General features: G+C 48.8%; 9 protein-coding genes, 2 rRNA genes and 1 riboswitch. Of the genes, 4 read left to right on the forward strand and 7 right to left on the reverse strand.

The features are described 5' to 3' along the window. Positions 1-22 precede the first annotated feature (22 nt). Positions 23-2952 (reverse strand): 23S ribosomal RNA (locus ACKTRM_RS14325). A 233-nt stretch (positions 2953-3185) separates the two neighbouring features. After that, positions 3186-4735, reverse strand: a 16S ribosomal RNA gene (locus ACKTRM_RS14330). The 16S and 23S rRNA genes sit together here, the layout of an rRNA operon. A 366-nt stretch (positions 4736-5101) precedes the next feature. After that, positions 5102-5202, forward strand: a riboswitch (TPP riboswitch). 100 nt (positions 5203-5302) lie between these two features. Between ACKTRM_RS14330 and thiT the strand changes: the two genes are divergently transcribed. Next, on the forward strand, positions 5303-5884 hold the full coding sequence (thiT, locus tag ACKTRM_RS14335; RefSeq protein ID WP_012118271.1) for an energy-coupled thiamine transporter ThiT: 582 nt from the start codon (positions 5303-5305) through the stop codon (positions 5882-5884). A 30-nt stretch (positions 5885-5914) separates the two neighbouring features. Here thiT and ACKTRM_RS14340 read toward each other — a convergent pair whose 3' ends face one another. After that, positions 5915-7444 (reverse strand): flotillin family protein, encoded by a 1530-nt coding sequence (locus tag ACKTRM_RS14340; RefSeq protein WP_012118272.1) that lies wholly within the window; start codon positions 7442-7444, stop codon positions 5915-5917. 19 nt (positions 7445-7463) lie between these two features. After that, positions 7464-7994, reverse strand: coding sequence for an NfeD family protein (locus ACKTRM_RS14345; RefSeq protein WP_012118273.1), 531 nt, complete (start codon positions 7992-7994; stop codon positions 7464-7466). Positions 7995-8140: 146 nt separating this feature from the next. Here ACKTRM_RS14345 and ACKTRM_RS14350 point away from each other — a divergent pair, with 146 nt between their 5' ends. Further along, on the forward strand, positions 8141-8629 hold the full coding sequence (locus ACKTRM_RS14350) for a DinB family protein (RefSeq protein ID WP_012118274.1): 489 nt from the start codon (positions 8141-8143) through the stop codon (positions 8627-8629). On the opposite strand, the gene ACKTRM_RS14355 is transcribed toward ACKTRM_RS14350, so the two are convergent. The 3 genes from ACKTRM_RS14355 to betB all read right to left on the reverse strand — a co-directional run bounded on the left by ACKTRM_RS14355 (position 8630) and on the right by betB (position 11980). Further along, positions 8630-9211 carry an MOSC domain-containing protein gene (locus ACKTRM_RS14355; protein WP_012118275.1) on the reverse strand — a complete coding sequence of 194 codons (582 nt, stop codon included), beginning with the start codon at positions 9209-9211 and terminating at the stop codon, positions 8630-8632. Between the two features lie 70 nt (positions 9212-9281). After that, positions 9282-10490 (reverse strand): choline dehydrogenase, encoded by a 1209-nt coding sequence (gene gbsB, locus ACKTRM_RS14360; protein ID WP_003152181.1) that lies wholly within the window; start codon positions 10488-10490, stop codon positions 9282-9284. A gap of 17 nt (positions 10491-10507) precedes the next feature. Next, positions 10508-11980 carry a betaine-aldehyde dehydrogenase gene (betB, locus tag ACKTRM_RS14365; RefSeq protein ID WP_012118277.1) on the reverse strand — a complete coding sequence of 491 codons (1473 nt, stop codon included), beginning with the start codon at positions 11978-11980 and terminating at the stop codon, positions 10508-10510. A gap of 200 nt (positions 11981-12180) precedes the next feature. On the opposite strand from betB, the gene cudC reads away from it, so the two are divergent. Both cudC and bslA read left to right on the forward strand, forming a co-directional pair. Further along, positions 12181-12735 carry a choline uptake/conversion transcriptional regulator CudC gene (gene cudC / locus ACKTRM_RS14370; RefSeq protein ID WP_007410170.1) on the forward strand — a complete coding sequence of 185 codons (555 nt, stop codon included), beginning with the start codon at positions 12181-12183 and terminating at the stop codon, positions 12733-12735. 160 nt (positions 12736-12895) lie between these two features. Then, entirely contained in the window at positions 12896-13435 is a 540-nt protein-coding gene (gene bslA / locus ACKTRM_RS14375) for a biofilm surface layer hydrophobin BslA (protein WP_015240450.1), read from the forward strand. The last annotated feature ends 115 nt before the right edge of the window (positions 13436-13550 follow it).

The following is a 13550-nucleotide window of genomic DNA, read 5'->3' on the forward strand; positions in this document are numbered from 1 at the left end:
TAACAGTAAGCATACATTCAAATTGGTTAAGTCCTCGATCGATTAGTATCTGTCAGCTCCATGTGTCGCCACACTTCCACCTCAGACCTATCAACCTGATCATCTTTCAGGGATCTTACTTCCTTGCGGAATGGGAAATCTCATCTTGAGGGGGGCTTCATGCTTAGATGCTTTCAGCACTTATCCCGTCCGCACATAGCTACCCAGCGATGCCCTTGGCAGAACAACTGGTACACCAGCGGTGCGTCCATCCCGGTCCTCTCGTACTAAGGACAGCTCCTCTCAAATTTCCTGCGCCCGCGACGGATAGGGACCGAACTGTCTCACGACGTTCTGAACCCAGCTCGCGTACCGCTTTAATGGGCGAACAGCCCAACCCTTGGGACCGACTACAGCCCCAGGATGCGATGAGCCGACATCGAGGTGCCAAACCTCCCCGTCGATGTGGACTCTTGGGGGAGATAAGCCTGTTATCCCCGGGGTAGCTTTTATCCGTTGAGCGATGGCCCTTCCATGCGGAACCACCGGATCACTAAGCCCGACTTTCGTCCCTGCTCGACTTGTAGGTCTCGCAGTCAAGCTCCCTTGTGCCTTTACACTCTGCGAATGATTTCCAACCATTCTGAGGGAACCTTTGGGCGCCTCCGTTACCTTTTAGGAGGCGACCGCCCCAGTCAAACTGCCCACCTGACACTGTCTCCCCGCCCGATAAGGGCGGCGGGTTAGAAGGTCAATACAGCCAGGGTAGTATCCCACCGATGCCTCCACCGAAGCTGGCGCTCCGGTTTCCAAGGCTCCTACCTATCCTGTACAAGCTGTACCAACATTCAATATCAGGCTGCAGTAAAGCTCCACGGGGTCTTTCCGTCCTGTCGCGGGTAACCTGCATCTTCACAGGTACTATAATTTCACCGAGTCTCTCGTTGAGACAGTGCCCAGATCGTTGCGCCTTTCGTGCGGGTCGGAACTTACCCGACAAGGAATTTCGCTACCTTAGGACCGTTATAGTTACGGCCGCCGTTTACTGGGGCTTCAATTCGCACCTTCGCTTACGCTAAGCGCTCCTCTTAACCTTCCAGCACCGGGCAGGCGTCAGCCCCTATACTTCGCCTTACGGCTTCGCAGAGACCTGTGTTTTTGCTAAACAGTCGCCTGGGCCTATTCACTGCGGCTCTCTCGGGCTTGCACCCTAACAGAGCACCCCTTCTCCCGAAGTTACGGGGTCATTTTGCCGAGTTCCTTAACGAGAGTTCTCTCGATCACCTTAGGATTCTCTCCTCGCCTACCTGTGTCGGTTTGCGGTACGGGCACCTCTCACCTCGCTAGAGGCTTTTCTTGGCAGTGTGGAATCAGGAACTTCGCTACTATAATTCGCTCGCCATCACAGCTCAGCCTTCACGGGAAACGGATTTGCCTATTTCCCAGCCTAACTGCTTGGACGCGGATATCCAATACCGCGCTTACCCTATCCTCCTGCGTCCCCCCATTGCTCAAATGGTGAGGAGGTGGTACAGGAATATCAACCTGTTGTCCATCGCCTACGCCTTTCGGCCTCGGCTTAGGTCCCGACTAACCCTGAGCGGACGAGCCTTCCTCAGGAAACCTTAGGCATTCGGTGGAGGGGATTCTCACCCCTCTTTCGCTACTCATACCGGCATTCTCACTTCTAAGCGCTCCACAAGTCCTTCCGGTCTTGCTTCACAGCCCTTAGAACGCTCTCCTACCACTGTTCGAAGAACAGTCCGCAGCTTCGGTGATACGTTTAGCCCCGGTACATTTTCGGCGCAGAGTCACTCGACCAGTGAGCTATTACGCACTCTTTAAATGGTGGCTGCTTCTAAGCCAACATCCTGGTTGTCTAAGCAACTCCACATCCTTTTCCACTTAACGTATACTTTGGGACCTTAGCTGGCGGTCTGGGCTGTTTCCCTTTCGACTACGGATCTTATCACTCGCAGTCTGACTCCCAAGGATAAGTCATCGGCATTCGGAGTTTGACTGAATTCGGTAACCCGGTAGGGGCCCCTAGTCCAATCAGTGCTCTACCTCCGAGACTCTTACCTTGAGGCTAGCCCTAAAGCTATTTCGGAGAGAACCAGCTATCTCCAGGTTCGATTGGCATTTCACCCCTACCCACACCTCATCCCCGCACTTTTCAACGTGCGTGGGTTCGGGCCTCCATTCAGTGTTACCTGAACTTCACCCTGGACATGGGTAGATCACCTGGTTTCGGGTCTACGACCACGTACTCAATTCGCCCTATTCAGACTCGCTTTCGCTGCGGCTCCGCATCTTCTGCTTAACCTTGCACGGGATCGTAACTCGCCGGTTCATTCTACAAAAGGCACGCCATCACCCGTTAACGGGCTCTGACTACTTGTAGGCACACGGTTTCAGGATCTCTTTCACTCCCCTTCCGGGGTGCTTTTCACCTTTCCCTCACGGTACTGGTTCACTATCGGTCACTAGGGAGTATTTAGCCTTGGGAGATGGTCCTCCCGGATTCCGACGGAATTTCACGTGTTCCGCCGTACTCAGGATCCACTCAGGAGAGAACGAAGTTTTGACTACAGGGCTGTTACCTCCTATGGCGGGCCTTTCCAGACCTCTTCATCTACCTCGTTCCTTTGTAACTCCGTACAGAGTGTCCTACAACCCCAAGAGGCAAGCCTCTTGGTTTGGGCTGGTCCCGTTTCGCTCGCCGCTACTCAGGGAATCGCATTTGCTTTCTCTTCCTCCGGGTACTTAGATGTTTCAGTTCCCCGGGTCTGCCTTCTCATATCCTATGTATTCAGATATGGATACCACTCCATTACGAGTGGTGGGTTTCCCCATTCGGAAATCTCCGGATCAAAGCTTGCTTACAGCTCCCCGAAGCATATCGGTGTTCGTCCCGTCCTTCATCGGCTCCTAGTGCCAAGGCATCCACCGTGCGCCCTTTCTAACTTAACCGTTAAAAAGAATCACTACGTGATATCTTGCATTACTAATTGAATGTGAATTACTTCTGTTATCTAGTTTTCAAAGAACAACGCATAGGACATGCTAACACATGCGTTGCCACAGGAAGTGGCGCATTTAGCAGGTGTTCCTATGTTTTGAAGGAATGATCCTTCAAAACTAAACAAGACAGGGAACGTTCTGTTTATAAGACCCAAGGTCTTATATTCCGTTAAAATCCTTAGAAAGGAGGTGATCCAGCCGCACCTTCCGATACGGCTACCTTGTTACGACTTCACCCCAATCATCTGTCCCACCTTCGGCGGCTGGCTCCTAAAAGGTTACCTCACCGACTTCGGGTGTTACAAACTCTCGTGGTGTGACGGGCGGTGTGTACAAGGCCCGGGAACGTATTCACCGCGGCATGCTGATCCGCGATTACTAGCGATTCCAGCTTCACGCAGTCGAGTTGCAGACTGCGATCCGAACTGAGAACAGATTTGTGGGATTGGCTTAACCTCGCGGTTTCGCTGCCCTTTGTTCTGTCCATTGTAGCACGTGTGTAGCCCAGGTCATAAGGGGCATGATGATTTGACGTCATCCCCACCTTCCTCCGGTTTGTCACCGGCAGTCACCTTAGAGTGCCCAACTGAATGCTGGCAACTAAGATCAAGGGTTGCGCTCGTTGCGGGACTTAACCCAACATCTCACGACACGAGCTGACGACAACCATGCACCACCTGTCACTCTGCCCCCGAAGGGGACGTCCTATCTCTAGGATTGTCAGAGGATGTCAAGACCTGGTAAGGTTCTTCGCGTTGCTTCGAATTAAACCACATGCTCCACCGCTTGTGCGGGCCCCCGTCAATTCCTTTGAGTTTCAGTCTTGCGACCGTACTCCCCAGGCGGAGTGCTTAATGCGTTAGCTGCAGCACTAAGGGGCGGAAACCCCCTAACACTTAGCACTCATCGTTTACGGCGTGGACTACCAGGGTATCTAATCCTGTTCGCTCCCCACGCTTTCGCTCCTCAGCGTCAGTTACAGACCAGAGAGTCGCCTTCGCCACTGGTGTTCCTCCACATCTCTACGCATTTCACCGCTACACGTGGAATTCCACTCTCCTCTTCTGCACTCAAGTTCCCCAGTTTCCAATGACCCTCCCCGGTTGAGCCGGGGGCTTTCACATCAGACTTAAGAAACCGCCTGCGAGCCCTTTACGCCCAATAATTCCGGACAACGCTTGCCACCTACGTATTACCGCGGCTGCTGGCACGTAGTTAGCCGTGGCTTTCTGGTTAGGTACCGTCAAGGTGCCGCCCTATTTGAACGGCACTTGTTCTTCCCTAACAACAGAGCTTTACGATCCGAAAACCTTCATCACTCACGCGGCGTTGCTCCGTCAGACTTTCGTCCATTGCGGAAGATTCCCTACTGCTGCCTCCCGTAGGAGTCTGGGCCGTGTCTCAGTCCCAGTGTGGCCGATCACCCTCTCAGGTCGGCTACGCATCGTCGCCTTGGTGAGCCGTTACCTCACCAACTAGCTAATGCGCCGCGGGTCCATCTGTAAGTGGTAGCCGAAGCCACCTTTTATGTCTGAACCATGCGGTTCAGACAACCATCCGGTATTAGCCCCGGTTTCCCGGAGTTATCCCAGTCTTACAGGCAGGTTACCCACGTGTTACTCACCCGTCCGCCGCTAACATCAGGGAGCAAGCTCCCATCTGTCCGCTCGACTTGCATGTATTAGGCACGCCGCCAGCGTTCGTCCTGAGCCAGGATCAAACTCTCCGATAAAGTAGTTTGACTGACTACGCACATCACTGTGCGATTTATTTAAAACTTTGAATTAACAGGTACGTTTTGTCTTGTTTAGTTTTCAAAGATCATTACCGCTTGTTGAAGCAGCTTTATTATCTTACCACTCAGCTTCTTTTATGTCAACAACTTTTTTTACGTTGTTTCCGAAGCTTTTCGTTGTTGTCTGCTGTTCATCAGCGACGTTTAATAATATAACACCCTTTTGAAAATATGACAATAGTTTTTTTAAAAAAATCATTAATTATTTTCTTTCATACTTATTTCAGTTTCTCTTCTATAGAAAGATAAGTTGTCTTGTGGTTTGGCATATTTTCTTGTATAGTAAGATTGAACTAAATACTTGATGACCACAAGGGGAGCATTAAAGCTGAGAGTGAACGTTTTGTTCTGACCCTTTGAACCTGTTAGTTAACGCTGGCGTAGGGATGTGGCAAAGCCAAATGATTTGCAGTTTATGCAAGCAGCGCGCGGACCTTTTCCCATCCTTCCCCGCGCTGCTTTTTTGTTTATCCTTGTTACGGTTGTCTGACCAGGGGGAAAACTATGAATCATTCAACACGGCTTGTGCGCTTAATTGAAATAGCGATTATGACCGGGGCGGCTGTCATTCTGGACATTGTCTCAGGTATGTTTCTCCGGATGCCCCAAGGCGGTTCGGTCTCTATTATGATGATTCCGATTTTTTTGATTTCATTCCGCTGGGGAGTGAAAGCCGGGCTTACGACAGGCTTTTTGACAGGGATTGTCCAGATCGCCATCGGCAATTTGTTTTTGCAGCACCCGGTGCAGCTATTTCTTGATTACATCGCGGCCTTTGCAGTTCTCGGTTTCAGTGGCTTGTTTGCTTCCGGTGTACGGGAATCGGCATTGAATAAAAAAAGAGGCGCTTTAACGATGTATGTTATAGGCGGTGTTTTCATCGGCAGTGTGCTGCGCTATGCGGCACATGTGGTCTCCGGAGCTGTCTTTTTCGGAAGCTATGCTCCGAAGGGCACGCCGGTATGGATTTATTCGTCCGTCTATAACGCGACTTATATGATTCCTTCTTTTATCCTTTCGGCCATTGTCCTTATCTTATTATTCATGACTGCGCCGCGGCTTCTTGAAGCTAAGCGGACGAACTGAAACAGCAGGCGGTTTACGCCTGCTGTTTTTTTATTCCGGGCTGTGCCGTTCGTTCGAATCACTCAGTTCTTTTGTAAGTTCATTTATACTTTGTTTTATGTTGCCTTTGCCTGAAAAATTCTCAATAAGCTCTTTTACATTGATTCCGGAAGATGCTTTTAAGCTTTCCTGAAGACCGGCCATTAAATTGGTTGCGTAGCCTGTGACTTTATTGGCCCCGCCGTTTTCACCGCTTCCTCCCGTATCAACGACGGTTATTTTATCAATGTTGGAAAGAGGCGCTGAGACTTGCTTCGCATATTCAGGCAGCATTTTCACAATCATATCAAGGATTGCAGCCTGCCCGTATTTTTCGAATGCTTCGGCGATTTTTTCTTTAGCTTCCGCTTCTGCGAGACCTTTCAGGCGGATGACTTCCGCTTCGGTTTCTCCTCTCGCCTTTTCAGCCTCCGCTTTAGCAAGACCGGCAATTCTCACGCGTTCCGCTTCCGCCTTGGCCATCGCTTCGATACTGTACTGCTCGGCATCCGCTTCTGCGAGCTGCTTCGCTTTTGCGGCCGCGGCCGCTTGTTCCACCGAGTAACGGTCAGCATCGGCTTTTTTCTTCACTTCAGAGTCATATTGGCGCTCACGGCGCAGAATTTCTTTTTCCTCCAATTCAATCTGCTTTTGCCGCTCAATAATTTTAATTTGCATTTCCTGCTCTGTCACCTGCTGGCGGGCTTTTGCTGTTTCAAGATCATATGCCTGGTCGGCATTGGCTTTTGCTGTATCCTGCTCTCTTCTGTATTCCGCCATTTTCAGCTGATTGATTTTTTCCGCTTCAGCTATTTCCGTCGCCCGCTCCAGCTCTGATTTTTTTGCGTCTTTATCAGCGGCCGCGCGTTTAATCCTCGTCTCTTTATCCGCTTCTGCCGTGGCAATGTCCGCATCCCGCTTGACTTGGGCGATTCTCGGCTTACCTAATGATTCAAGATAGCCGTTTTTATCGCGGACGTCTTTAATCGTAAAAGAAACGATCACGAGCCCCATTTTAGCAAGATCCTGAGACGCGACCCGCTGGACTTCCTGAGAAAACTTTTCCCTGTTTTTATAAATCTCTTCAACGGTCATGGAGCCGAGGATGGAGCGCAGATGGCCTTCCAGCACCTCCCGCGCCTCCTGCTCACGGTCTTCCTTAGATTTCCCCAAAAATTGTTCAGCTGCTGTTGCGATTTCACTGATAGAGCCTCCGATTTTAATAATGGCGGTTCCATCGGCCATTACCGGCACGCCTTGCTCTGTATAGACTTCGGGTGTAGAGACATCAAGTTTGCTTGACAGTAAACTGAGAGGTTCTGCCTGCTGGAATACCGGGAGCACGAACGTTCCCCCGCCCCGGACGATTTTCAGACGATTTCCGCCTTCATCAATGTGGACGTTCTTATTTCCCAAATAACTTCCGGTCACGATAAGGGCTTCGTCCGGCCCCGCCGTCCGGTACTTCGTAATAAATACAGCAATAAGTGCGATGAGTAAAAAGAATACGATTCCGATAACGATGATAATCGGCATAGTCATAACAGTTCCCCCTTAGATATCAGATTAGTTCATGCGGCGTCACAAAAAGCACTCCGTCTTTCACGTCAATCACTAATACGGCCGTTCCGTACTTGATCTGTTCTTGATCAAAGCTGACGGCTGATTTAGAAATGGCGCCCCCTATTCCCTCTATGATCACTTCTCCATAGCCGTCTTTCGGGACGGAAGTAATGACCCTGCCGACTCTGCCCTTTAAATCCGTCTCCCGATAAGCGAGCGATTCTTCCGCTGATGAAAGCGGGACAAGGACGAAGAAGTGAAGCAGGCTGACCAAAAGAACCGAAAGAACAAATGAAAGCAACGCAATGACAGAACTTGATAGCGGAGCGGCGATTTCGCCGATATAACCTGAGGCTGAAAAGATTGTTAAAAAAGACAGAATCAATGCAGGGTTTAAAAATGAAACAGGAATGGCTTCCGAGAGGCCGTGAAACACATCTTGAAAAAACAGAATCAAAAGCGTGAGACTTCCCGAAATAATCAATGTGTAAAGATAGACCGTTTCAAGCGGCAGATGAAATATGTCCATCTTCTATCCTCCTTTCGGCCGAGGTGTCGGAGTGTTACTTTATATACGGATGTAAAGGTAAATGGTTTCAATTTTCTGATAAGTAAGGCTGATTACATGATTATCCAATCCGGATATGATATGTTTACTCTAAAGGAGGAGATAGGATGAGCATTTTTAATGAAGCCAGACAGCAGATCTGGGAAGAACTGAAAGGACTCTCTGATGAGGAATTCAACCGAAAGCCCGCGGCTGATGAGTGGAGCGTGCGGGAAGTCCTTGACCATTTAAAGAAAATTGACGAAACAGCGCAGACCCTTTTATCAAAGCAGGCAAAAGACGCACCGTTAAAAGAAATAGAAGAAAAACCGATGGAGTTTATAGAGGACAGAACAGATAAACGGCCGGCGCCGTCACACCTCGAACCTGAGCAAAACCGAATATCAGTCATTGAAGCAAAACAAGAATTAGATACGGCAAGACAGCAGCTGACCGCAGTTATTTCATCATTAAACGAGGAAGACTTTGAACGTGTGCTTCCGCATCCTGTTTTTCAGGAACTGGCGATCCGCCAGTGGATTGATTTTATCGGCCATCATGAAAAGCGTCACATTAATCAAATAAAAGAAATCAAACAAAAAATCAAGAAGGTCTAGTCAGACCTTCTCGATTTTTTTCTTGGCGCGTTTCGGTTCATAAGAATGGATGGTGACCGCATCGCCCGTGCATATGTCACCCGGGCGTTCAACAATACAGACAATTCCTCTTCTGCCCATCGCGTGCCTCACAAACGCCGCGGCGAGTTTTGGCTGATCCGGATAAAAGGATTGAATGACTTCTCCCGGCTGAATGCACGGATCATTTTCTCCCTCGCACAACAGAGACGCACCGCTTGGAAATATCATTCTGCTTCCTTCTTTAAGCGGCGTCAGTGCAGAAAAACCGCTGATTGCGATGTTAGCGCCGAGCCATTCGGGAAATATATGAGAAATCCCCATCTTCTCCGCAATGTCATCACATTCCTCCATGGACACGATTGAAATCTGTCTCCGGTTAAAAATTTCTGTTCCTCTTTCATACATCGGCTCACGCGCGCCGGCCTTTTTTGTCAGTCCGAAATGCAGGTCACCGGGAAACCCGCCGTATTCCGTACGAAGCTTGTCCATCTTTTTGGTAACAAATTGTTCGGTATCCGCTATATATACGCCTTCCGTCTTTGCTGTTATGCGTTTCCACATCAGCCGCCACCGCCTTTTCTTGACATTATCCTTAAAAAACCCCGCTCTGTAAAGGAGCGGGGTTCATTTATTATACCGTTTTCGGCGTTAAGTCAAAGCAGCGTTTGTAAATCCAGTTGTATGCTTTCTCATTCAAATCTCTTGGATTTCCGAAAGTTTGCGGATCTTTCATGGCTTCTTTTGATAAACGTTCAATCATGTCCGGAGACACACCTTGTTCTTCTAAACTCGGCACCTCTAAATCTTTTACAAGATCATACATCCAGTTGACGGACGCTTTTGCCGCTTCTTCGGTTGTCATGTTGCTTGTATCGATTCCGAATGCTTTGGCGATGCGGGCGAATTTTTCCGGATAGCCTTTCCAGTTGTATTCCATTACCGGCCCCATCATAGCTGCGACGCATTGTCCGTGAGCGACAGGGATGATGCCGCCGAGCGTCTGGCTCATCGCATGCGCCGCGCCTGCTGATTCACTGCCGTATGAAAGGCCGGCAAGCATCGCCGCCTGCGCCATGCCGTATCTTGCTTCCAAATCCTCTCCGTCCGCAAACGCGCGCTTAATATAATGCGCCGCATATTCAATGGCCATTAAAGCGACGGCATCAGTGATCGGCTGCGCGAATTTCATCGTATAGCACTCGATGGCGTGCGCAAGTGCGTCAATACCTGTCATGGCCGTCACATGCGGAGGCATGGACGTGTGCAGCTCAGGGTCAATGACTGTTAAATGCGCGGCGATAAGCGGTCCGCCCGTATTGAATTTAAATTCTCTTTCCTCATCTGTAATGACCGCCCATTGTGTGACCTCTGAACCTGTTCCCGCAGTCGTCGGGATCGTTGTCAGCGGAGGAATACGGTTTTCCAGCGGCTTTTTGCCTTCCGCGGCTTCATAATCAAGCACACTTCCTTCGTGTGTCGCTTCTACCCCGATCGCTTTCGCTGTATCCATGGAGCTTCCGCCGCCGACAGCCACAAGGCCGTTGCAGTTTTCTTTTTTATACAGTTCTGATCCTTCGTTTACAAGACGTACAGGCGGGTTCGGCTCCACTTTGTTAAACAGGACGACTTCGATGCCCGCTTCCTGCAAAGATTCAATGACCGGGTTTGCCACTCCCGCGTTATAAATTCCCGGGTCTGTTACGAGCAGCGCTTTTGTGACGCCAAGCGCTCTGACTTCACTTCCCGCGTGCTGAATCGCACCGATTCCGTGTTTAATGACTGTCGGGATTTCGAATGTATGGAATTTATGCATGCTTTCTACTTTCATATTTAATGTCATATTGTATCTCCTCCTCGTTATGCTTGAAACCAGTTCACGGGTGCAGGTTTCGTGTTGCGGTAAATATGTTTGATTTCCGTGTATTCTTCCAGACCGATTTTGCCGAGTTCGCGGCCGAAGCCCGATTGTTTGTACCCGCCCCATGGCGCTTGCGCGAAATACGGGTGGAAATCATTGATCCATACCGTTCCCATCCGCAGTTTGGCGGCTACGCGTTCGCATTTTTCAATATCCTTTGACCATACCGCTCCGGCCAGCCCGTAAATGGTATCGTTGGCAAGTCTGATCACTTCTTCTTCAGAAGAAAATGACTCAACTGTTAAAACGGGGCCGAAGATCTCCTCTTGGACTATCCGCATATCAGACTTGCAGTTTGAGAAAATAGTAGGTTCATAGAAGAAACCGTTTTGAAGGGCGGGATCATCAGGACGTTTGCCGCCTGTTTCCAGTTTTGCCCCTTCTTCGATGCCGATTTCTACGTATTTTTCGACTTTGGCCCGATGCTCGGCGGAAATCAGCGGACCGCTTTCCGTATCTTCATGAAAACCGTTTCCTAATTTGATGCGTTTCGTGCGCTTGATCAGCTCGGCTAAAAATTCATCATGAATGGCTTCGTCCACCAAAAGACGTGACCCTGCCGAACAAACTTGGCCGGCATGGAAAAACACGGCGTTCAGCGCTTGATCTGCAGCTGTTTCGAGATCTGCATCTTGAAATACGATATTCGGATTTTTGCCGCCAAGCTCCAGGGCAATCTTTTTCACATTGCCGCTTGCCGCCTGCATGATTTTTTTGCCTGTTTCAATTCCGCCCGTAAAAGAGACCAGATCGACGTCGAGGTTTCTCGCCAGCTCGTCGCCGACAGAGGCGCCCGGCCCCAGCACGAGATTGGCGACCCCTTTCGGAATACCGGCTTCTTCTATTAATTGAAAGACTTTAATGGTTGTCAGCGGAGTAATCTCGCTCGGCTTTAAAACGATCGTGTTTCCGGCCGCAAGAGCGGGAGCGATTTTCCAGCTCGCCTGAAGGAGCGGATAGTTCCACGGCGTAATTTGTCCGCATACGCCAATGGGCTCTCTGACGATTTTACTTACGGAATCGGGAATCGGAGATGAAATGACCTCGCCTCCGTCTTTATCCGCCAAACCGGCATAATATTGAAATACATTTGCGATATCATCCATATCGGCTTTACTTTCTTCAATCGTTTTTCCTGTATCGAGCGATTCCAGCTCAGCTAATTCGTTCAGATCGCGTCTGATTAATTCCGCAATTTTCAGAACAAATTGTCCGCGCTCGAGCCCGGAAAGCACCGGCCACTCCCCTTCATCAAATGCTTTTCTGGCTGCGGCGATGGCTTTCACCGCATCGTTCCGATCTCCTTCGCATACCGTTGCAATTTCTTCTTGATTAAATGGATTAATGATACGGCGGGTCTGTTTTTTTTCTGCACTGATCCATCCGCCGCCGATATAAAGCGTTTTGCTCATAAGAGTCCTCCTTACCGAAAAGTAAGTTTGTTAAATAAAAATTTAATGTTTTTAACAATATTAATTTAACACATGTTTTTTTGCCTGTCAAAACCCGGTCAGTCCGTTTAGATTTTGACATTTTGTCATGATTCGTTAAGATTAAGAACATAAAGAAATGACTTAACAAATTTAAACTTCAAGAGGAAAAGAGGGACAGTATGGATGAGAATCCAGAATTCGCAGCTATAGAACAAGCCAGGGATCTTGTCATTGATTCCATTGCAGAGACGATGGATCTTTACGGAATCACACGGAGTGTCGGGATTTTATACGGAACAATGTATATGAGGGATGAAATGACGCTTGACGAAATGCGCGAGGAACTGCAGATGAGCAAACCGAGTATGAGCACAGGCGTCAAAAAGCTGCAGGATTTAAATGTGGTCAAAAAAACCTTTCACCGCGGCACACGGAAGCATACGTTTGTAGCGGAAAAAGATTTCTTTACGTTTTTCACGAATTTCTTCCCGCCGAAATGGGATCGTGAAGTTCAGGTGAATTTGTCCGCCATCGAACAGGCCCAGGCGGATTTGCAGTCCGTTTTGCTGGCCGAGGAAGGCAACGCGGAATTACAGGAAGAAGCGCGGCAGTTATATGATCAGCTTGAGAGTTCGAAAGCTTATTATCATTGGCTGAAGCGGCTCGCCGACTCGGTTCAGAGCGGGGAGATTTTTAAATTTATCCCGATAGAAACGGACGAAAAAAACGCCTGAATCAAAATCAGGCGTTTTTTGTCGTGATTTGATTATTTTTGAGAAAATATAGGAACATAACCCCATTTACTTCCATTAAAATTGATGGTAAATTTTTATAGGTATGGTCGTTCTTTTTTAAGAACAATCAACAAATTTTTTTTTAGGGGGATTTATGAAAATGAAACAGAAATTTTTCTCAACTGTCATGGCAAGTTTATTCGGCCTGGTTTTGCTTCTTTCTCTGCCGACAGCGTCATTCGCCGCTGAGTCAGGCTCAACCGTTCACGAGCCGGAAATGTCCACGAAAGCGACTGCTACCTTATTTGCAAAATATACAGGTGCCAGCCAGCAGGAATGGTCATTTTCTGATATCGAATTGACGTACCGTCCGAACACGATCCTGAGCTTAGGCGTTATGGAATTTACCCTTCCTAGCGGATTTGCGGCTACAACAAAAGATACAGTCAACGGACACGCTTTGCGTGAAAGACAGATTCTGAATAACGGCAAAACAGTCAGACTTCCGTTAAACATTGATTTGCTCGGCGCAGCGGAATTCAAGCTTTCTCTTAATAATAAAACATTGCCTGCTGCAGGTACATATAAGTTCCGTGCAGAAAATAAATCATTAAGCATCGGCTCTAAATTCTATGCTGAGGACACAATTGTTGTTCAAAAACGCAGCACACCGCCGACACAGCCTTGCAACTGCAAATAATTGCGAAAAAAAGACCGGCACAAGCCCATCGCTTGTCAGCCGGTCTTTTTTTGTGCTGTTTTCTTTCTTCCGGCTCTCGCATTGACAAACCCTTGAAACAGGAGTACATTCTTGT

This window comes from Bacillus sp. D7-8 (genome assembly GCF_052055895.1).
Lineage (GTDB): Bacteria > Bacillota > Bacilli > Bacillales > Bacillaceae > Bacillus > Bacillus velezensis.